Below are 19,838 nucleotides of genomic sequence, written 5' to 3'. Positions count from 1 at the left end.
CACTCCGAAAGGCAACACCTATGAACTCTGCGCATTTCACCTCGGGCCCGATCACGCGGGTGGCCGAGGGCCAGTGGCACGCCGTGGAGGACGACCTGACGGTCGGCCGCGGCCACGTTTCCGGCAGGCCCGACGGGCGGATCTTCGTCAGCATCGACGCGTGGCATGACGCGGTCTTCGACCGGCTCGCCGCCGCCATGCTGGCCGACCTGCCGAAGCCGCTGTACACGGTGGTCGACGAGACCGACCTCGACGTGATGACGAACTGGGAGCGAGCCGGCTTCACGGCCCGGCGCCGCGAGTGGGAGTACCTCGTGCCCACCGACCCGAAGGTCACCGGACTCGGCTCGGTGTCACCCCCGTCGGGCGTGAGGCTGCTCGGCGTCGGCGAGGCGGAGGAGGGCCCTCTGCACACGCTGGACCGCGTGATCCGCGACGAGGTCGAGGCCACCGTCGGATGGCAGGAGATGCCGGCTGAGGTGCTGCCCCGTCTCGATGGCGCCACCCTGCGGGACCCGTCGAAGTACGCGGCGGCGGCGCAGTCCGACGAGTACGTGGGACTGCTCCGGCTGGCGGCGGTGACCAGGCAGCCACGGATCGGGCTGATCGCCGTCCGGCGCGACCGGCAGCGCCGCGGCATCGCTCGGGCGCTGCTCGCCCACGTGCTGGGCGCGCTGCACCGGGACGGGATCGAAACGGCATCGGCCGAGGTGAACGAGTCCAACGGGCCGGCCATGGCCCTGTTCGAGGGAATCGGCGCCCGACGTGCGGGCAGCAACCTGGAGTTGGTGCTCCGCTGACGTCCCTTTCATCAACGACCTCAGGGAGGAGTGCGAGAAACATGCCAAGAACATCGAACGGCATCGAAGTAGAAGGCACCGTGGTCGAGTGTCTGCGGAACGCCACCTTCAGGGTGGAGCTCGAGAACGGGCACAAGGTGCTGGCGCACATCAGCGGGAAGATACGGAAGAACTACATCAAGATCCTGCCATTTGACCGGGTCCTCGTGGAGCTCAGCCCGTACGACCTCAACCGGGGGCGGATCATGTACCGCTACCGCACGTAGCGGCGGGCGATCCGCGCCGGGGGCCTCCCCGGCGCGGATCACGCGTCCTTTCAGAGTTTCAGACCCACCAGCAGCGGGTCGTGGTCGGAGGAGCGGAAGGCGTCGGGCGCGTACAGGTAGGGCGGGTTGAACTCGGTGTTGTAGTCCATGAACCGGCCCTCGTCGGCGTTGACGTGCCAGATCGTGGCGCCGGTCACCAGCTTGCGCGCGCCCTTGTCGGCCAGCGCGTGGTCGAGCTCGCCCGACAGGCCGCCGAACACGTAGCTGTAGCGGTCGTCCTTCTTGACGTACTTCTTGCTCAGGCTGGTCAGCCCGCCGTCCTCGAAGGTGTGGAGCGGGTCCTCCTCGCCGTAGGCGTTGATGTCGCCGAGGACGAGCGCGTTCTTCAGCTGGAGGCTGTCGATCAGGGCCAGCACGGCCTTGGCCTGCTTGACGCGCTTGGCGTTGTAGCAGCTCTGCCCGTCGCCCTGGTCGGCGTCCTCACCCGAGGCCGTCCCGTCGCCGTCGGTGCAGCCCTTGGACTTGAAGTGGTTCACCAGCACCGTGAAGGTCTTCCCGGTCCCGTCGGCCTTGCCGAAGGTCTGCACCAGCGGCGGCCGGTTGAAGATCGGGTCGGACGACGACCGCGCCGCGCCGATCGGGGTGACCTTGGCCGGCTGGTAGATCAGCGCGGTCTGGATGAGGTCGGTGCCCGGGTTGGGGTGCGTGATCGCCTTGTACGTGCCGGCGCCGGCCTTGGCGTTGAGCGCGTCGACCAGGGTGTTGAGCGCCACGTTGTTGTTCCGCTCGACCTCCATCAGCCCGGCCACGGCCGGGTCGAGCGTGGTGATGTTGGCGACCAGCTTGGCGAGCTGGCGGTCCCGCTCCGCGGCGGTGGTGGCGCCCCGGGACTTGAGCGTGGTGAACCAGTTGAGCGTGTTGAGGCTGGCCACCCGGACGTCGCCGCCGACCTTCGCGGGCTGGGCGCGGCGGGGGTTCTCGGCCTTGATGGCCACCGGCTGGGTCGGCTGGACGCGGTAGGCGTCGAAGCCGTACGTGAGGACGCCCGTCAGGCCCTTCACCTCGTCGCCGATCCGGACGGTGTTCGAGCCCTCCGCGTGGTACGGCAGCGTGGGCGGGTTCTGCACGCTCGAGCCGTCGTCGAGCAGGATGGCGCGCCGCGCGTCCTTGTCGGTGTTCACTTTCTTGCGGTCGGTGGGCTGCCACAGCCGGGTGCCTCCGGCGAGGGTGATCTCGCCGAACCGGGCCAGGTTGTAGATCTCGGAGACGGCGAGGTCGCGGTCGAAGGTGACGAGCATGCCTTCGTAGCGCTCGAGGGTGGTGCCCTTCTTGAGCGGCAGCTTCACCCGGGTCGGCGTGATCGTGCCGGTGCCGCAGACGTTCACCGCGGTGGCCGGCGAGATCTCGGTGAGGCCGTTGTACTCGACCGCCTTGCCGGAGACGAGGACCCGGTCACCGGGCTTGACCGGCGAGGAGGAGTACACGAACAGGCCCTCGGAGGTCGCCGGGTCGGCGTCGGGCGTGACCGCCTGCAGGTAGAAGCCGCCGAACTGGCCGGAGCCCTGGAAGGTGCCGGTGACGACGCCCTCGACGCGGACGTTCTGACCGTTGGCCGGGCTGGTCTCGCCGCTGCCCTGCACCTGCGAGATCTGGTGCGTCGGCGCGGTGTCGCAGCTCTCGGTGGGGGTGGGCGTCGGCGTCGGCGTGGGCGTCACCGTGGGTGTGGGTGTCGGGCTGGGCGTCGGGGACGGGTCACCGCCGCCGCAGGGGACCGGGGCGGTGGCGCCGTTGCGGGGCGCGGGCGCCGCGGTCTCGAAGTCGGCGGCGTTGTCGTCGGTGTCGGCGCAGCCGCCGCTCTTACGGAACGCGCCGGTGGTGTTGGTGAGCGCGGGAGCGGGAGAGGTCTCGGAGAAGTTCGCGGTGCCGTACCCGACCAGGTCGGCCAGGAGCGCGAGCTGCTCCGCGGAGCAGACGGCGGAGGAGCCGTTGCAGGCCAGGCCGTCGCTCGAGCGGACCAGCGCCACCTTGCCCGCGGTGCCGCTCAGGTTGATGGTGCCGACGTTGTCGGGCTGGGGGAGCGCGCCGCTGGGGGTGGTGCCGGCGGCGAGCTGTACGAGATGGTACTGGCCGGGGGCCAGGGTGCCGGAGAGGTCGGCCTTGTTGGAGGCGAAGTTCCCGGTGCCGCCGGCGCTGGTGTACTGCACGGACCAGCCGTCCAGTGACACGGGAGCGCCGCTGCGGTTGAACAGCTCGACGTAGTCGTTGCTGAAGGGGGCGCCGGAGTTGCCGCCTCCGCCGTAGACCTGGCTGATGACCACGGTTCCGGGGGTCGCGGCCACGGAGGGTGAGGAGAGGGCTGCGATCGAACCGGCGACGACGCCGGCCGCAACGAGGACCGCTAAGGCCCGGGACTTAACACGCATGCGGGGGAGCGTAAACCGACAAAGGCCGAAAAACCCATATAAGACATGGACGAGTTATGAATTTCATGCTCGCCTGACACCCTGTTCAGCAGGCGGCCAGGGTGTCGCGCCACACCTCGTCCAGTGCCGTCCGGATCGCGCCGGTGAGCACGGTGCCAAACAAGACGCCGCCCATGGCCACGCAGCCGGGCCACGGGCGGCATCAGGCGTGCTCAGCCGTCGGCCGGACCGCCCCAGGGGAGCCGGTCGGTCGGCCACAGCTCAGGCTGCCGCTTGACCGTGGCGCCGGCCCGGCCGCCCACGGGGCAGCGGAAGCCGTGCGGGGGCACGGTCAGGGAGATCAGGTAGTTGTCGATGGGCACCGTACTGCACTCGTCCTTGCCGTAGATGCGGTGGCCCCAGCCCTCGTAGGTGAGCAGCACCGCCTTGGGGCCGAGCTGGCGGCCCACGTCGGCGGACCAGACGTACGGCGTGGAGGGGTCGTGGATCGAGTTGCCCAGCAGCAGCGGGGCACTGCCCCTGTAGCGCAGCCGGTGCTGCGGGTTGGTGGTGGGGTGGCCGAGGCAGACCGGCAGGTCCTCGATCGGCATGGGGTTGAGGCGCATGTCGGGAGCCAGGCGGCGGGAGCTCCGCAGCAGTGCGGCGTACTCCTGGTAATTGCGGACCTGGAGGTCGTAGTCCTCGCAGAGGATCGTGGTCGGCAGTTCGGCGACCTCGCCTGTCACGGGCTGCCGGCCGGGCGGCGGAGGCACCCACTCCGGCAGCGGACCGCCGTCCAGCGCGCGCAGCATCTCACTCAGCAGTTGCCAGGCCGGGCCCTCGGTCCCCAGCACGCCCTGCCAGAGGACCTGCACCTCGGTCATCGGCCGATCCGTGACGCCCGGGTAGTACAGCCGGCCGCCGCGGGCCTTGGCCAGCAGCCGCTCCCACAGCGCCCGGACGTCCTGACCGTGCAGGGCGCAGGCGGACTCCTGGTCGCACCAGGCGACGAACTCGTCGAACGCGTCCTCGACGGCGGCCGCCTCCGTGTCGAGGAAGGCCTTGACGCCGAGGCTGTGGTCCATGTTGCTGTCGAGGGCCAGGGCCCGGATGCGGCCGGGGAACAGCTCGGCGTACATCTGCCCGATCAGCGTGCCGTAGGAGATCCCGTAGTAGGTGAGCTTCTCCTCGCCGAGGGCGGCGCGGATGGCGTCCAGGTCCCGCGCGACGTTCGCCGAGTCGACGTGGTCGTACAGAGGGCCGGTACGGGCCCGGCAGTCCTGGCGCAGCCTCCTGGCGTAGGCGCTCCACCTGTCGAAGTCGGCCTGGCTGGTCATGACCGCGTACGGCATCTGGTTGTACAGCGACGCCGAGCAGATCACCGGGTGGCTGCGGCCGACGCCCCTGGGGTCGAAGCCGACGATGTCGAAGTGCTTCTGGAGCTCTTCGGTGAAGAAGCCGGGAGCGCCGTAGGCGGCCTCCACGCCTGATCCGCCGGGGCCGCCCGGGTTGATCACCAGGGAGCCGATCCGGGCCGCCGGGTCAGTGGCCCTGCGCCGGGCGAGGGCCAGGTCGATGGTCGGGCCTTGCGGCCTCGACCAGTCGATCGGCACGGTCAGCGTGCCGCATTCGGCGGAGGGCTCCTCCTGGCAGGGCGCCCAGACGATGCCGCCTTTCGCTGCCTGCGCCGAGGCTCCGTCCGGGGTGGCCGCGCCTGCGGCCGTCGAGGTGGGTAACAGGGCCGCCACCACTGCTAAGGCGGCGGCCAGCACAGAGGACTTTCGTCGCACATCGCTCCAATCGTCGTCGACTGGCCCCGCATGGCACGCGGCCGACTTCGATCGTCCCCGTCGACGGCCCCGCGGCCCCGCGGCCCCGCGGCCCCGCGGCCCGGCGGCGCGGCGAGCGCGCACCGTGGGCAGGCCGAGCGCACCATCCAGCCGATCCACACTTTCGCTCGTACGTCGTATCACGAAATTGTGGGAAATATCGTGATGATGGTGCCAAGCGTCGCAACGCCGCGCCTACAGCGAGGCGGGCAGGGCGAAGGACGGGAAGTGGTCGGGGCCGAGGAAGGAGACGATCTCGGCAATGTGCTCGCCACGCAGCGCGAACACGGTGATCGACCAGGCCAGATGCGGTCCGGTGGGGTCGGTGCCGAGGTAGAAGGCCACGGCGGGCTGGCCGTTCGCGCTGGTGGGCAGGGTGCGCCAACTGGGGCATCTGGTCATCGGGACCTGACGGGCGAAGTCGCCGACGGCCTCCACGCCGCGGTACCAGCGTGCCAGCGGCGGCATCGACCAGGTGACGTCCTCGGTCAGCAGCGTCACCAGAGCGTCGGCGTCGCCGCGTTCCAGCGCCGCGGCGAATCCGGCGACCAGCTTGCGCACGTGGGCGTCGCCGAGCTTCCGCAGCGTCTGCTGCTGGGCCGGGGAGGAGATCCGCTCCGCGACGAGCTTGCGGGCCCGGGCCAGGGCGGAGTTCACCGAGGTGGTGGAGGTGTCCATCATGGCGGCGATCTCGGCCGCGGAGAAGCCCAGGACGTCGAAGAGCAGCAGGGCGGCCCGCTGGTTGCCCGGCAGATGCTGCAGTGCGGCGACGAAGGCCAGCTCGACGGACTCGCGCCGCTCGTAGCGGGTCTCAGGTGTGGCGGGGCCGTCGGCGTGGCCCTGATCGGGGTAAGGGCCCAGCCAGGCGATGTCGGTCAGCGGGCCGGCGTCGAGCACGGCCCGATCGCTCGCCGGGCCGAGGTCGGCGGGCATGGCCCGCTTGCCGCGGGACGCCATGAGGTCCAGGCAGGTGCGGGTGGCCACGGTGTAGAGCCACGAACGCAGCGAGCCGCGGCCGTCGAATCGGGCAAGTCCCCGCCAGGCGCGTAGCAGGGCGTCCTGGAGCGCGTCGTCGGCGTCGTGGGCCGAACCCAGCATGCGGTAGCAGTGCGCGTGCAGCTCGCGGTGGAGCGGTCCAACGAGGCGGGTGAAGGCGGCATCGTCGCCCTCGCGCGCCCGGGCCAGATCGGCGCCCTCGGTCGCGGAAGGTTCGAACGAAATTTCCCCATGTGCGACGATTGTGCCGCATAGCGGCAGTCCTACCTGCACAGACCATGACGAACCCCGCCAGGAGGACCGCTATGACATCGACCGCACATCACCACGCGCCCGGGTGGTTCGACATCTCGACTCCCGATGCCCGGTGAGCGCGACACTTCTATCAGGAGATGTTCGGCTGGCCCCGTGAACGCCGTCGACGAGACGTACGCGCTCGTCGGCGACGACGGCGGGCGGCCGACGGGCGGGATCGGGCAGGCCGGCCCGCACAGCCCTTACACCGGGATCGTCGTCTACTTTCCGATCGATGACGTCGGCGACGCACTGGCGCGAGCGCAGAGACTCGGCGGCAGCCGCGTCCTGGAGCCGACGCGGACACCGCTCGGCCGGATCGCGGTGTTCGCCGACCCGGACGGGAACCTGGTCGGCCTGCTGAGCCGCTGACAGCCCGGCATCCGACCTACGGGAGGGACGACACATGACCGATCCGGCATCCCGGCCGACCCGGCACCGCGACGCCGGCCTCTGGTCGCTGATCCACACCGAACGGGCGGCGCTGGCGGCCGACCTGGCGGATCTGACCGACGAGCAGTGGGGCACGCCGTCGCTGTGCACCGGACTGACCGTGCGCGAGGTGCTGGCGCACCTCACCGCGGGGGCCGCTCTCAATCCACTGCGATGGCTGGCAGGCGTCATCCGCTGCCGCTTCGACTTCGACCGACAGGTGGCCATGCGGCTGGCCGAGCAGCTGGGAGCGAGCCCGGCCGAGACGCTCGACAGGTTCCGCGGCGTCATCACCGGCACCACCAAACCGCCCCTGCCGATCGTGGCGATGCTGGGCGAGACGATCGTGCACGGCGAGGACATCCGGCGGCCTCTGGGCATCGTCCGCGAGTACCCGATGGAGACGCTCACCGTGGTCGCCGACTACTACCGGCGCTCTGACCTGGTCGTCCTCGTCAGGGGGCGGATCAGTGGGCTCTGTCTCGTCGCGAACGACGGGCCCTTCACCGCGGGCTCCGGGCTGCTCGTGGCGGGGACCACGTTGGCGCTGACGATGGCCATGACCGGGCGCGGCACGTACTGCGACGAACTGGAGGGGGAGGGCGTGGCGACGTTGCGCGACCGCTGCGGGACACCCTGACCCCGCCCGCTCACCCGCCGCTCCCGGCTGGCCGCCTTCCGCCTTCTGCCGTCCCCCGTCCGCCATCAGGCACATGGCGCACCCGCGCTGGACGCCTGCCACCTGCCGGCCAGGACGCCCAGGGCCGCCAGCGGGCGGACGCCCGGCGGAGGCGCGGCGCGGATGCGGTGGGGCGGGGGCCGGCGGCGCTTGGTCGGGGGTGTGTTACTCCGGGCCGGTGTCGCCCAAGGAGATCAGGAGGTTGCGGAGGAGGCCGGCCAGCGCGTCGCGGTCGGCGCGGGAGAGGCCGGACAGAAGGCGGTCCTGGTTGGCCGCGTGACGTTCCAGGACGTCGCCGGCCACCCGCCGTCCTTCGTCCGTCAGCGCCACGAGCGTCATGCGGCGGTTGTCCGGCGCCGGCCAGCGATCGACCAGCCCCCGCGCCACCAGGTGATCCATGCGGTTGGTGAGCGCGCCAGGGCTGACCATGGCCGCGGCCGACAAATCCTTCATGGCCATGGAGGCCGCGTCGCTCCTCAGCAGGGTGGCCAGCATGTCGAACTCCCACGCCTCCAGCCCGTGCTCGGCCAGGCACTCCTTGACGCCGCGCTCGAGCAGCCGGGAGGCCCGCGACACCCGTCCGATCACCCCCATCGGTGACACGTCCACGTCGGGCCTGGTGCGCGCCCACTGACCGAGTATCACGTCGACTGCATCTCCCATGGCGGCAATCGTACGACATTGAAATGTTCGATGTCGTACGCTACAGTCCTGTCTGCAAACGTTCGATGTCGAAATTTTTGAGGTGGTAACAATGAAGGTGCTGGTGATCGGCGCGACCGGGTACGTCGGCGGGCCCGTGGTGGAGCGGCTGGTCGCACAGGGGCACGAGGTGGCGGCCTTCGTGCGTCCGGCGGCGGACGGAGACAGGCGGGTGCCGGGCGTGACCGACGTACGGTATGGGGATCTGTCGGACGCCGCGGCGCTGGAAAGGGCGATCAGCGCGGATCTCGACGCGGTGGTGCACGCCGGCCAGTTGACCGGCGACCAGGACGTCGACCTGGCCACGATCGCCGTGCTGGCCGGATCATCCAAGAAGGTGATCTATGTCAGCGGCGTCTGGGTGCTCGGCGAGACCGACGGGGCCGACGAGGACAGCCCGGCCAACCCCATCCCGCTGGTGGCGTACCGGGACAAGGTGGAGCGGCTGGTGATCGACGGCGGCGGCTCCGTGGTGCGTCCCGGCGTCGTGCACGGGCGCGGCGCGGGCATCCCGGCGCTGCTGCGCGCCCAGGCCGCCCGGCGCGGGTCCGGCGTGTACGTCGCCGCGGGCGGCGCGGTGTCGACGTGGAGCTTCGTGCACGTGGACGACCTGGCTGAGCTGGTCGTGGCCGCCGTGGAGAAGGGGGAGCCGGCCGTCTACCACGCCGTCAGCGAGGAGGCGGTGCCCGTCACCGCCGTGGCCGAGGCGGCGGCCAGGTCGGCGGGCGTCAAGGAGACGGCCGAGCCGTGGCCGGTCGACGAGGCCGCGCAGGAGCTCGGGGCGGGGTTCGCTGACGCGCTGGCGCTCAGCCAGCGCGTCAGCGCGGCCCGCACCCGCCAGGCACTCGGCTGGCGGCCCGCCCGCCCCGGCATCGTCGCCGACCTCGTCGAGGGTTCGTACGCCTGACCCCCGCACGGCGTCGTCACGCGGCTGGCGACACCAGGCCGGCGTCGTGGGCGGCGATGGCCAGTTGGACGCGGTCGCGGGCGCCGAGCTTGGCGAGCAGGCCGGCGATGTGGGCCTGGGCGGTCTGGCCGCGAGGCCGGGGTGGCGCTGCCGCGTCCGTCGTGCCGTCTCACCCGTCCGCGTCCGTGGACGCGGGATGGGCATCATCTCCGGCATGGCATTCGGCCTGGTGAACAAAGGCCAGCACATGTGGCTGATGGCTACCATCGCCCTGCTGCACCTTGGGCCATCGGGCCGGCTGCCGTTCCGCTTGATGCGCTTCCTGCATGATCTGCACCAGCTGGGCGTCCTTCGTACCGTGGGCCCCTTCTACCAGTTCCGCCATGTCGAACTACGAGATCATCTCGCTGCCGCCAAGGCGACCGGTCACTCCCGCTGAAGGCGCCGCCCCTCCCGGCCCGGCACACGAGTCACCGTCTGTCCCCCGTGCGAGCTACCCGAGAGTGTCCACCCTGCGGGGACGATTCCAGACCGCCGGCTCCCTAGCGTTTCTCGGCGTAGCCGCGGCGCCCCGTCGCGGCGTCCCCCAACGTAAGGGAGTCGTCATGCGGTTGTTGAAACAGCTCGTGCCCGTCGCGGTGGTCGCCTTCGCCGGCGGCGCGATCGTGGGCGCGGTGCAGGGGAGCCCGCTCCTCACCCTGCTCATCGGCGTCGCGACGGCGGTGCTCGCCGTCTTCGTGTACGCCCGCGTGGTGCGGTGGTCGGAGCGACGCGAGCCGGTGGAGGTGGCGGCGCAAGGCGCCGCCCCCGCCATCGCACGAGGGGCGCTGATCGGTGTCGCGCTGTTCGCGGCCGTCATCGTGAACATCGCTCTCATGGGCGGTTACCGGATCGACGGGCTGGGCTCGCTTGCGGGCGCGGCCGGGCTGCTCGGCTTCATGGCCGCCGCCGCGGTGACGGAGGAGCTGCTGTTTCGCGGCATCCTGTTCAGGATCGTCGAGGAACGCATCGGCACGTGGCTCTCGCTGGTGCTGACGGCGCTGCTGTTCGGTCTGATGCACCTGTTCAACGCGCACGCCAGCCTGTGGGGCGCGATCGCCATCGCGATCGAGGCCGGCGGCATGCTCGCCGCCGCCTACGCCGCGACCCGCACCCTGTGGGTGCCGATCGGCGTGCACTTCGGCTGGAACTTCGCGGCGGCCGGCATCTTCGGCACCGAGGTCTCGGGCAACGGCGCGACGCAGGGGCTGCTGCACGGCGTGACGTCGGGTCCCGCCCTGCTCACGGGCGGCGAGTTCGGGCCGGAGGCGAGCCCGTACGCGGTGGTGTTCGGCCTGCTGCTGACGGTCGTGTTCATGTGGCTGGCCCGCCGGCGCGGCAACGTGGTCCCGCTCCGGCGCGGTGCGACCGCTACGCTCACCCAATGATCGATCTGCGGCGGGTCACGGACCTGTGGCGGCGGTGCGACGTCGTGGTCCGGGACTTACCGTTCGGGCTGCTGATGGCCGTCGTCTCCCTCCTGCCGGCGCTCCACGGCAAGGGGACGCAGGTCGGAGACCTGCCGGCTCGCCCCTTCGACGCGTTGGCGTTCGTGGTGATCGCTCTGGAGTGCCCTCCGCTCGCCGTGCGCCGGCGGTGGCCGGCCGTCTGCCTCGTCCTGGTGTCGCTCGGCTTCGCCCTCGACCAGATCCGCGCCTACCACGTGTTCGCGAGCAACGCGATGCCCATCGCGCTCATCAGCGCGGGCGCCCATCTGGGGCGTGGCCGGCGCGTCACCGTGGTCCTCCTCTCCATGGCGTACGTGCCGCTGGCGGTCGCGCTCAACCGGCTCGGCGCGACCGAGAAGGTGGAAGGGTACGTGGTCTTCTACCTGGCGCTGGCCCTGGCGTGGGGCATCGGCGTCTGGCTGCGCTCCACCCGCGCCGCCGAGGCCGAACGCAGCCGCCACCTCGCCGAGGCCACCCGCGCCGCCGAACGCACCCGCATCGCCCGCGAGCTCCACGACGTCGTGACCCACCACGTGACGGCGATGGTGGTGCAGGCGGAGGCGGCACGCTATCTGACCGCCGTGCCCGACCGCCTCGACGCGACGCTGAGCGCCGTCACCGACACCGGGCGGCGGGCCATCACCGACCTGCGGCACATGCTCGACCTGCTCAAAGCCGATCACGACACCGACGTCAGCATGCCCTCCGCCGGCGAGCTCCACGCGCTCGTGGAGCAGACCCGCTGGGCCGGGCAGCCGGTGGAGTTCACCGAGGAGGGCAGCCCGGCGGAATCGGCGGGCAGCGCCGAGTTCGTGACCTACAGGGTCGTGCAGGAAGCCCTGACGAACGCCCTCAAATACGCCCACGGCAGCCGTACCGTGGTGCACGTGCGCTACGGCGAGAAGGAGATCACCGTGGAGGTCGGCACCGACGGCTCCGGCTCCCGGGCAGCCGGCTCTCCCGGCGGGAGCGGGCGGGGGCTGTCCGGGCTGCGCGAGCGGGTCGAGGCCCTGGGCGGCGAGTTCAGCGCCGACCGGCGGGCGGGCGGCGGCTTCGTGGTACGGGCCCGCATCCCCGCGGGGAGCCCGTCGTGAGCACGCCGCTCCGGGTCCTGGTCTGCGACGACCAGGCGCTGATCCGCACCGGCTTCGCAACGATCATCGACGCGCAGCCGGACCTGGAGGTGGTGGGGGAGTGCGGCGACGGCCGCGCCGCGGTGGACCTGGCCCGGCGGCTGAGCCCCGACATCGTGGTGATGGACGTGCGCATGCCGGTGCTCGACGGCATCGAGGCCACCCGCCTGCTGGCCGGCGCCGGGGTCGAGAATCCGATCAAGGTGCTCGTGGTGACGACGTTCAACCTGGACGAGTACGTCTACGAGGCGCTGCGCGCGGGGGCCAGCGGCTTCCTGCTCAAGGACGCCCCGCCGGCGCAGCTCCTGCACGGCATCCGTACCGTCGCCTCGGGCGCCGCGCTGCTGGCGCCCGAGGTGACCCGGCAGCTCGTCGGCAGGTACGCGTCCCGGATCCGCCCCGCCCGGGACACACCGGACGAGACCGCGCTGACGCCGCGCGAACTGGAGGTGCTGCGCCTCATCGCCGACGGCCGGTCCAACAGCGAGATCGCCGCCACCCTGGTGATCAGCCAGGAGACCGTCAAGACGTACGTGTCGCGCATCCTCACCAAGCTCGACCTGCGTGACCGCGTACAGGCGGTGGTCTACGCCTACCGCAGGGGCCTGGTGACCTGAGGCGCCCCGCGCGGGAACCTCGCTGGGGCGAACGCCGCAGACGTCAGGACCGTGCGTGAAAACCCGGTGACGTCGGTGATCATCCTCGCGATAATGGCCGACGTGGAAGAGGTCAACGTCGTCGTCGCCCATAGCGAGCGCGCGACCCTGCGCGTCGGCGACGTGTACCTGAAGATCGACGGCGATCAGACGCGCACTGACGTCGAGGTCGCGGCGATGGCCATGGCGCCGATCCCGACGCCGGAGGTGCTGTGGCGCAAGCCGCCCGTGCTCGCGCTCGCCGCCCTCCCCGGCACGGCACTCGGCCGCCTCGGCGAGCCGTCGACCGCGTCGTCGGCGGCGTGGGCCGCGGCGGGTGCCGCCGCACGGGTGCTGCACGACGCGCCACTGCCGCCCTGGCCCGGTCGGGGCCTCGACGAGATCGCATCGCGCCTCGACGGCGAGTGCGAGTGGCTCGTCACGAGCGGCGTCCTTCCCGCCGACCTGGTGACGCGCAACCGCCGGGTTGCCGAGGCTGCGCTCCGGCCGTGGACACCGGTCTTCACGCACGGCGACCTGCAGGTCAGCCACGTGTTCGTCGACGGTGACGAGATCACCGGCGTGATCGACTGGTCCGAGGCGGCCCAGGGCGATGCCCTGTTCGACCTCGCCATCCTGACGCTCGGCCACGAGGAGCACCTTGGCGACGTCGTCGCCGGCTACGGCGCCGACGTCGACCTTGACGTGATCCGCGCGTGGTGGTCGCTGCGAAGCCTGCTGGCGATCCGCTGGCTGGTCGAGCACGGCTTCGACCCGTCCTTGCCAGGCTGCGAGATCGACGTGCTGAGATCCCGGATGTGAGCTGCAACGAGCTGGATGGCCACGAGTGCCATTCGGCCGTTTGCCTGGCGCGAAGGTGTTGACCCTGACGCAGCGTCAACGTCCCAGCATGGTGGCATGACGACGAGAACCAGTGCGATCGAGGCCGCCGGAGTGCGCAAGTCGTACGGCGACCGTGAGGTGGTCGCCGGAGTCGACCTGACCGTTCCCGAAGGCACCGTCTACCCGGCACCGCAGGCGGATCGCCCGACTTGCCGCCGGGGACAGCCTGGCGCTGCCCCCGGAGGTGGTCGAGTTCCTCGACCGGCTGCGGGCGCTCGGCGTCGACGAGCGGATCGTCCAGGTCGAACGCGACGGCTGGATCGGCTGGACCAAGCTCGAGCGCGTCACAGGTGCACGTATGCAGCCAAGGCGCCCATAGCGTGCCGGTCATGACAGCGACGATCAGCGTTCAGGTCCTGACGGCCACCTCCTGACCGCGGTGGCCGAGCATGTCGGGCCCCTTGGTTAGGATTGCGGCATGCCGGACACGCAGTACGAAGACCTGCTCCGCCACGTGCTGGACACGGGCGCCCACAAGGAGGACCGCACCGGCACGGGGACGCGGTCGATCTTCGGTCACCAGCTGCGCTACCGGCTGTCTGACGGCTTCCCGCTGATCACGACGAAGAAGGTCCACTTCCGTTCGATCGCCTATGAACTGCTGTGGTTCATACGCGGCGATGCGAACGTCACGTGGCTCCGGGACAATGGCGTCACGATCTGGGACGAGTGGGCGGCGCTGGACGGTGATCTCGGCCCGATCTACGGCGTGCAGTGGCGGTCATGGCCGACCCCGGACGGCGGGTATGTCGACCAGATCAGCGAGGTGCTGCGCACGCTGCGCGAGGATCCCGACTCTCGGCGGATCATCGTGTCCGCGTGGAACGTCGCCGACATCCCACGGATGGCGCTGCCGCCCTGCCATGCGTTCTTCCAGTTCTACGTCGCCGACGGCAAGCTGTCCTGCCAGCTCTACCAGCGAAGCGCGGATCTGTTCCTCGGCGTGCCGTTCAATATCGCGAGCTACGCCCTGCTGACGCACATGATCGCCGCGCAGGTGGGCCTCGGCATCGGTGACTTCGTCTGGACCGGAGGCGACTGTCACATCTACGACAACCACGAGGACCAGGTCCGCACGCAGCTCGCACGCGAGGCACGGCCGTTCCCCGTGCTGAGCCTGAAGCCGGCGGACAGCCTGTTCGACTACACCTACGAGCACATCGCCCTCGACGGCTACGACCCGCACCCCGCCATCAGGGCACAGGTGGCGGTGTGATCGGGCTGGTCTGGGCGCAGTCGGCGAACGGCGTCATCGGCCGCAACGGCATGCTGCCATGGCACCTGCCGGAGGACCTGAACCACTTCCGCTCCCTGACTGCGGGTACGACCGTGCTCATGGGCCGCCGCACGTGGGAGTCGCTGCCGCCACGGTTCCGGCCGCTGCCGGGCAGACGCAATCTTGTGCTGTCGCGCACGCCGCAGGAGGGCGCGGAAACGTTCCCCGACCTGCGGCAGGCGCTCGCCGCAGCGTCCGGGGACGTGTGGGTGATCGGTGGCGCAGCGGTGTATCGGGCGGTACTGCCCATCGCGGAACGAATCGTGGTCACCGAGATCCGGGAGCCCTTCGAAGGTGACACGCACGCACCGGACGTGGGACGCTCGCCAGACTCGGTCGGGGCGTGGCAGGAGTCTTCGACCGGGCTGCACTACCGGTTCCTGACCTGGGACTGAGGTCAGGAAGCCGCGGTGGTGGTGGCCGGAGCTGCCGGCGCGGAGTGGCGGGGGCTGTGACGCCGGCCTGCGCCGTGTTCACCGGCCTGCGCCGTGTTCACCGGCCTGCGCCGTGTTCACCGGCCTGCGCCGTGTTCACCGGCCTGCGCCGTGTTCACCGGCCTGCGGCTGACCGCGGCCCGGACGCCGAAGGGCGTCCCGGGCGGCGTCCCCATGCCGAGATCAGCGGCGCGAGGGTGAGGTCGAGCTCGCCGGCATCGATGGCGGCCAGGTGCGCGTCGATCTCGGCGTCGTCAGCCAACCCGGCGGTGAGCAACTCGGCGCGGACCATGCGCACCGTCGCGGTCTCCAGCCGGTTGCAGGCCACCCCGCCGACCGGGAAGCAGCCGGCCGCCGTGACATCGACCAGGCCGGCCGCACGCAACGCCCGCGGCAGCGTACGGCCGTAGCGCAGGTCAGCGCCGCGGCGGGCCATCAACTCCCGGACGGCGCGCCGCAGCCGGTTGGCGCGCTGCTGTGCCGGGCCGACCTCATCGAGGCAGGCCAGCGGCTGCAACTCCGTATCGGCGTCCTCGACCAACAGCCAGCCACCGGGGCGCAGCGCCGCCACCATCGTCGCCAGCGCCCGGGCACGGTCGGGCACGTGGAGGAGCACGAGCCGGGCGTGTACCAGGTCGAACGTGCCTGGCTGCGGCGGCGGGTCCCCGACGATGTCGTGCCGGAGCACCTCGTACCCGCTGTGCGGGTCCAACCAGGCCGGATTGAGGTCCGTGGCCAGCACGTAACCGGTTGGTCCGACGGCCGTGGCGAGTGCCTCGGGAATGCTGGGGCCTCCGGCACCGACTTCCCAGCAGCGCCAGCCCGCCTTCACTCCGAGCCGGTCGAAGTGCCCCCGTGTGACACCGTCGAACAGCTCGGCCAGCCAGGTGAACCGCTCGCCCGCCTCCGCCCGGGCGTTGTCGAGCAAGTAACGGTGACCCGGCTCGGACCCGGGGTCGGCGAGGGGTTGCGATGAACTCATGCCTATATCCTCACGGCCTTCCGCGACGGAGCCCTTGTTGTTCTTACCGTTCCGGCCCTGGTTAAGCTGCCCGCATGGCGCAGATTCTTCTCCTGCACTCGATGTACGGCCTGCGGCCCGCCGTGCACCAGGCCGCCGACAGGTTCCGGGCGGCCGGCCACGACGTGCACGTCCCCGACCTCTACGGCGGCAGGGTCGTCGACACGCCCGAGGAGGGCATCGCGATCAAGGAGGAGATCGGGCGGGACACGCTGCTGAAGCGGGCCGTGGCCGCGGCCGCCCCCCTCTCCGGCGAACGGCTGGTCTACGCGGGCCTCTCGCTGGGCGCGGCACTCGCGCAGAACCTCGCCCTGGCTGACGAGCGCTCGCGCGGGCTGCTGCTGATGCATGGCACCTCCGACATGGCCGAAGGTGTCTCGGCCGACGACCTGCCGGTCCAGCTCCACGTCGCCGACCCCGACACCTACGAGCCCGTCGACTGGCTGAACGCCTGGTACCTCAGGATGCGCCGGGCGCGGGCCGACGTCGAGGTCTTCCGTTACCCCGGCGTGGGCCACCTGTTCACCGACCCTGACCTGCCCGACTACAACGCCGAGGCCGCCGAGCGCGCCTGGGCGATCGCCCTCGACTTCGTCGCGGACCTTTGACCGGCGGGCGCCCCGCCCCGTCTCGCCTCAGTGAGTATGAGAGCCAGCCGGCTCCATGCCAAGACGGACCGTCTCGTCTCCCCGGGTGGCGGGTGAAAGTTTCACCGCGAAGTCGCAGGTTGCCGCGGGTGTCCCCACCCGAGGTTTGACGCGGGCGCCCGCCCGTGCGATCAAAGCAGACGCGGTTCCGGCTGGAACGCGCTGGCAATGTTAGCGCTACCAAAACCGAGGTAACCGAATGAAACGCCTGGCCATCCTGCCCCTCCTGCTGATCGCCACTCTCCTCTTACCCACCCAGAGCGCCCTCGCCGACACGAACGCGGCCAGGAGCGCGACGCCGTCCGCCTCGTACACGTCCTCCTGGGAGAGCGTGGCGGCCATCAACGACGGCATCGACCCGCCCAGCTCCAACGACACCGTCAACAAGCGCTGGGGCACCTGGCCCAACACCGGCACCCAGTGGGCCGAGCTCACCTGGAGTGCAGCCCAGACGCTCAAGGGCGCCGACGTCTACTTCTTCGACGACGGCGGCGGCGTCCGCGTCCCCGCCTCCTGGAAGCTCCAGTACTGGAACGGCAGCGCCTACACCGACATCTCCGCCACGTACCCGATCGCCGTCAACGCCTACAACAAGGTGAGCTTCACGCAGGTCAGCACCACGCGGCTGCGCGTCGTCCTGCAGAGCGGCCAGGGGTCGGTGGGGCTCCTCGAGGTCAAGGTGTGGGCGCCCGACTCCGGCGGCGGCACCTCCGGCTGGAACCCGCCGGCCAACCTGGTCACCCCGCTCAACCAGGTCTGGCAGCACGTCGAGAGCACGTACCCGGACCCGTACGGGTTCCGCAACTACGGCTGGGACCAGATCATGGCCAACAAGGGCTCGATCAACTACTGCGTCCGCTGGGACACCACCGCCACCGTGACGGCGGCCCAGCGTGACCAGATCCACGCCGCCCTGGCCCGCCAGTTCAAGAAGTGGATGGACGTCATGGCCGGCCACAACGGCTGGCCGTACGCGAACGTGCCGGTCAAGGTCGTGGGCTGGGCCGTACGTGACCGCGCCCAGCTGCAGTGGAGCGACAACTCGGTCGACATCTACGTCAACAACATCCGCGAGAACGCGCCCCAGTGCTCCGAGCCCTGCGGCCGGTTCTTCAACCAGAGCGGCAACTACCCGAACTGTCCGGGCGGCGCGTCGCACCACTACGACATGTCGCTCTGGCTGACCGCCGGGTTCAGCGGGGGAGCAGGCGGCGACTGGGGGCAGCGGATCGGCAGCGAGTACTTCATGTCGAACCTCAACGCCGACAACATCCACATCCTGCTGCACGAGATGGGACACTCGTTCGGCCTGGACGACTTCTACGACTGGACTCCGACGGGCCAGTGCTGCTTCCTGATGAAGGCGGGCAGCGCGACGCAGATCACGGAGTTCGACGCGTGGATGTTCCGCGACTGGTGGCGGCACCTGAAGAGCCGCTACGGCTACTGACAGAAGGGGAGGGCGGCGGGGTCTCCGCCGCCCTCCGGCCGGTCACGCGACCGTGAGCTTGTACTCACGCGTGACGGGGGTGCTCAGCTTGTCGTTGTCCCTGAGCTGGACGGTGAACGTGGCGGTCCCGGCCGTGGTGGGGGTGCCGGTGATCGCCCCGGTGAACCGGTCGAGGCTCAGCCCCGCGGGCAGCGAGCCGTCGACGACCTGCCAGTCGTAGAACGGGACCCCGCCCTTGGCCTGGAGCCGCTGCTCGTACGCGCTGCCCGCCTTCGCCGCGGGGACGGCGGAGGTCTCGATCGAGGGCTTGAGGAACGGGGTCAGCTTCCTGTTCAGCTTCCACCCGGCGTTCTCCGCGATCAGCAGCGACAGCTTGGTCAGCTCCCACCTGCGGGTCGGGAAGACGTGCCGCCAGCCGCCGCTCTGCCCGCTCAGCCGGTCCCAGTACGGGTCGTCGCCGGGCACGTGGTAGCTGGTGTCGAGCGGCACGGGGTAGCCCTGGTAGTCGATGACCTCCTGGTCGTCCTTGCCCTTGGCGGCCACGTAGTCGGCCATGCCCTGCCAGTCGCTGTGGAAGGCGACCGCGTGGCCGTACTCGTGCATGACCAGGCCCTCGACGTCGATCACCTGGCCGAGGTCGGTCTTCCACCAGTCCTCGTCGCCCAGCGAGGTGAACAGCTTCATCAGCTGCTCGTCGTACTCGAGGATCATGCTGGTGGAGCGGTGGTAGGGGGTGGGCTTGCCGTTCTGGGTGTGGAACTTGCCGTTGACGGTGGGGTAGCCGGTCGAGTACGGCGTCTGGATACCGCGGAACCACACGTACATGCCGTTGTACGGCTTGGCGTTGGAGACCTCGACCTCGTTCTGCCAGTCGTCGCCCGGCAGCTTGTTGACCTCGTCGCCCGCCGGGACGGTGTCGAACGGCTTCAGGTCGAAGAAGGCGAACCAGTTGCGCACCGCGGCCTCGGCGGCCCTGCGCACGCCGGGGTCCTTGAAGTAGCCGGTGATGTCGTCGTAGCGGTAGTCGAAGTCGATGGGGATGGAGGGCCTGAGCGGGGTCTTCTCGTCCTGCTGCACCCTGATCGGCATGGTCTGCGTGTTCGTGCCGCCGGACGCGTCCGTGGTCTTCATGATCCACTGGTGCAGTTCGTCCTGGCCGCCGTGCTGCTTGGAGTGGATGGCCAGCCGGACGACCTCGCGGTCGGCGGGGCCGGTGAGGGTGAAGGACTTGGTGGCGCCGGTGGCCGTCAGCTCGCTCGGCATGTTGAACATCAGCCTGGAGGTGCCCTTGGCCTGCAGGTCCACCTTCAGCGGGTACTGGATGCCGGGGACCTTCGGCGCGCGTACTGTCAGCTCGATGTACGGGTTGGCGAGGTAGCCCTGCCAGTCCACGAGCTGGACGCCGTAGTCGTTGACCTTGCGGTAGAAGATGTCGAACACGTCCAGCGCGGGGGCCGCCTGACGGGCGGCGAGGCTGGGGGAGGGGACCGACAGCGCGCCGGCCAGGGCGGCCAGCGCGCTGAGGGCGGCGAGCTTCCTCATCGA

The 19,838-nt window shown here is 70.6% G+C and carries 21 protein-coding genes; 15 read left to right on the top strand and 6 right to left on the bottom strand.

What is annotated here, in order from left to right; all coding sequences use genetic code 11:
• The first annotated feature begins 20 nt into the window (after positions 1 to 20).
• Both AB0H84_RS50795 and infA read left to right on the top strand, forming a co-directional pair.
• On the top strand, positions 21 to 800 hold the full coding sequence (locus tag AB0H84_RS50795) for a GNAT family N-acetyltransferase (RefSeq protein WP_357621199.1): 780 nt from the start codon (positions 21 to 23) through the stop codon (positions 798 to 800).
• 41 nt (positions 801 to 841) lie between these two features.
• On the top strand, positions 842 to 1,066 hold the full coding sequence (gene infA / locus AB0H84_RS50790) for a translation initiation factor IF-1 (protein ID WP_344988371.1): 225 nt from the start codon (positions 842 to 844) through the stop codon (positions 1,064 to 1,066).
• 50 nt (positions 1,067 to 1,116) lie between these two features.
• Here infA and AB0H84_RS50785 read toward each other — a convergent pair whose 3' ends face one another.
• From AB0H84_RS50785 to AB0H84_RS50775, 3 genes are all read right to left on the bottom strand, one after another.
• Complete coding sequence (locus AB0H84_RS50785) at positions 1,117 to 3,489, bottom strand: ExeM/NucH family extracellular endonuclease (protein ID WP_357621197.1); 2,373 nt, start codon at positions 3,487 to 3,489, stop codon at positions 1,117 to 1,119.
• A gap of 212 nt (positions 3,490 to 3,701) precedes the next feature.
• Positions 3,702 to 5,258, bottom strand: a complete 1,557-nt coding sequence (locus tag AB0H84_RS50780) for an alpha/beta fold hydrolase (protein ID WP_357621195.1) — start codon at positions 5,256 to 5,258, stop codon at positions 3,702 to 3,704.
• A 234-nt stretch (positions 5,259 to 5,492) separates the two neighbouring features.
• Positions 5,493 to 6,566 (bottom strand): sigma-70 family RNA polymerase sigma factor, encoded by a 1,074-nt coding sequence (locus tag AB0H84_RS50775; protein ID WP_357621193.1) that lies wholly within the window; start codon positions 6,564 to 6,566, stop codon positions 5,493 to 5,495.
• A 135-nt stretch (positions 6,567 to 6,701) separates the two neighbouring features.
• On the opposite strand from AB0H84_RS50775, the gene AB0H84_RS50770 reads away from it, so the two are divergent.
• Positions 6,702 to 6,959 carry a VOC family protein gene (locus AB0H84_RS50770; RefSeq protein WP_357621191.1) on the top strand — a complete coding sequence of 86 codons (258 nt, stop codon included), beginning with the start codon at positions 6,702 to 6,704 and terminating at the stop codon, positions 6,957 to 6,959.
• A 34-nt stretch (positions 6,960 to 6,993) separates the two neighbouring features.
• Positions 6,994 to 7,659: a maleylpyruvate isomerase family mycothiol-dependent enzyme gene (locus AB0H84_RS50765; RefSeq protein ID WP_357621189.1), complete on the top strand. Its 666-nt coding sequence runs from the start codon at positions 6,994 to 6,996 to the stop codon at positions 7,657 to 7,659.
• 204 nt (positions 7,660 to 7,863) lie between these two features.
• Here the strand turns inward: AB0H84_RS50765 and AB0H84_RS50760 are convergent, their stop codons facing one another.
• Positions 7,864 to 8,361: a MarR family transcriptional regulator gene (locus AB0H84_RS50760; RefSeq protein ID WP_357621187.1), complete on the bottom strand. Its 498-nt coding sequence runs from the start codon at positions 8,359 to 8,361 to the stop codon at positions 7,864 to 7,866.
• A gap of 91 nt (positions 8,362 to 8,452) precedes the next feature.
• Here AB0H84_RS50760 and AB0H84_RS50755 point away from each other — a divergent pair, with 91 nt between their 5' ends.
• The 9 genes from AB0H84_RS50755 to AB0H84_RS50715 all read left to right on the top strand — a co-directional run bounded on the left by AB0H84_RS50755 (position 8,453) and on the right by AB0H84_RS50715 (position 15,136).
• Positions 8,453 to 9,307, top strand: a complete 855-nt coding sequence (locus AB0H84_RS50755; protein WP_357621185.1) for an NAD-dependent epimerase/dehydratase family protein — start codon at positions 8,453 to 8,455, stop codon at positions 9,305 to 9,307.
• Positions 9,308 to 9,503: 196 nt separating this feature from the next.
• The gene (locus AB0H84_RS50750; RefSeq protein ID WP_357621183.1) at positions 9,504 to 9,746 is read left to right on the top strand and encodes a hypothetical protein; all 243 of its coding nucleotides are present in this window, start codon (positions 9,504 to 9,506) and stop codon (positions 9,744 to 9,746) included.
• A gap of 166 nt (positions 9,747 to 9,912) precedes the next feature.
• On the top strand, positions 9,913 to 10,734 hold the full coding sequence (locus AB0H84_RS50745; protein ID WP_357621181.1) for a CPBP family intramembrane glutamic endopeptidase: 822 nt from the start codon (positions 9,913 to 9,915) through the stop codon (positions 10,732 to 10,734).
• Entirely contained in the window at positions 10,731 to 11,888 is a 1,158-nt protein-coding gene (locus AB0H84_RS50740) for a histidine kinase (protein WP_357621179.1), read from the top strand. Before AB0H84_RS50745 ends, AB0H84_RS50740 begins: the two co-directional genes overlap by 4 nt.
• Complete coding sequence (locus AB0H84_RS50735) at positions 11,885 to 12,544, top strand: response regulator transcription factor (protein ID WP_357621177.1); 660 nt, start codon at positions 11,885 to 11,887, stop codon at positions 12,542 to 12,544. Before AB0H84_RS50740 ends, AB0H84_RS50735 begins: the two co-directional genes overlap by 4 nt.
• A gap of 66 nt (positions 12,545 to 12,610) precedes the next feature.
• On the top strand, positions 12,611 to 13,384 hold the full coding sequence (locus tag AB0H84_RS50730) for a phosphotransferase (RefSeq protein WP_357621175.1): 774 nt from the start codon (positions 12,611 to 12,613) through the stop codon (positions 13,382 to 13,384).
• 265 nt (positions 13,385 to 13,649) lie between these two features.
• Complete coding sequence (locus AB0H84_RS50725; protein WP_357621174.1) at positions 13,650 to 13,784, top strand: hypothetical protein; 135 nt, start codon at positions 13,650 to 13,652, stop codon at positions 13,782 to 13,784.
• A gap of 99 nt (positions 13,785 to 13,883) precedes the next feature.
• A complete protein-coding gene (locus AB0H84_RS50720; protein WP_357621172.1) occupies positions 13,884 to 14,681 on the top strand; it encodes a thymidylate synthase in 798 nt (265 codons plus the stop codon).
• Positions 14,678 to 15,136, top strand: a complete 459-nt coding sequence (locus AB0H84_RS50715; protein WP_357621170.1) for a dihydrofolate reductase — start codon at positions 14,678 to 14,680, stop codon at positions 15,134 to 15,136. The genes AB0H84_RS50720 and AB0H84_RS50715 overlap by 4 nt, the downstream gene beginning before the upstream one ends.
• Positions 15,137 to 15,290: 154 nt before the next feature.
• Here AB0H84_RS50715 and AB0H84_RS50710 read toward each other — a convergent pair whose 3' ends face one another.
• On the bottom strand, positions 15,291 to 16,157 hold the full coding sequence (locus AB0H84_RS50710; RefSeq protein WP_357621168.1) for a methyltransferase domain-containing protein: 867 nt from the start codon (positions 16,155 to 16,157) through the stop codon (positions 15,291 to 15,293).
• A 74-nt stretch (positions 16,158 to 16,231) separates the two neighbouring features.
• On the opposite strand from AB0H84_RS50710, the gene AB0H84_RS50705 reads away from it, so the two are divergent.
• Both AB0H84_RS50705 and AB0H84_RS50700 read left to right on the top strand, forming a co-directional pair.
• Positions 16,232 to 16,804: a dienelactone hydrolase family protein gene (locus AB0H84_RS50705; protein ID WP_357621166.1), complete on the top strand. Its 573-nt coding sequence runs from the start codon at positions 16,232 to 16,234 to the stop codon at positions 16,802 to 16,804.
• 238 nt (positions 16,805 to 17,042) lie between these two features.
• Complete coding sequence (locus AB0H84_RS50700) at positions 17,043 to 18,293, top strand: hypothetical protein (protein WP_357621164.1); 1,251 nt, start codon at positions 17,043 to 17,045, stop codon at positions 18,291 to 18,293.
• A 42-nt stretch (positions 18,294 to 18,335) separates the two neighbouring features.
• Here AB0H84_RS50700 and AB0H84_RS50695 read toward each other — a convergent pair whose 3' ends face one another.
• Positions 18,336 to 19,835, bottom strand: coding sequence for an Ig domain-containing protein (locus AB0H84_RS50695; RefSeq protein WP_357621162.1), 1,500 nt, complete (start codon positions 19,833 to 19,835; stop codon positions 18,336 to 18,338).
• Between the last annotated feature and the right edge of the window lie 3 nt (positions 19,836 to 19,838).

It is taken from the genome of Nonomuraea sp. NPDC050786, assembly GCF_040654115.1.
GTDB lineage: Bacteria > Actinomycetota > Actinomycetes > Streptosporangiales > Streptosporangiaceae > Nonomuraea.
This window is presented reverse-complemented; position numbering and strand designations above follow the sequence as displayed.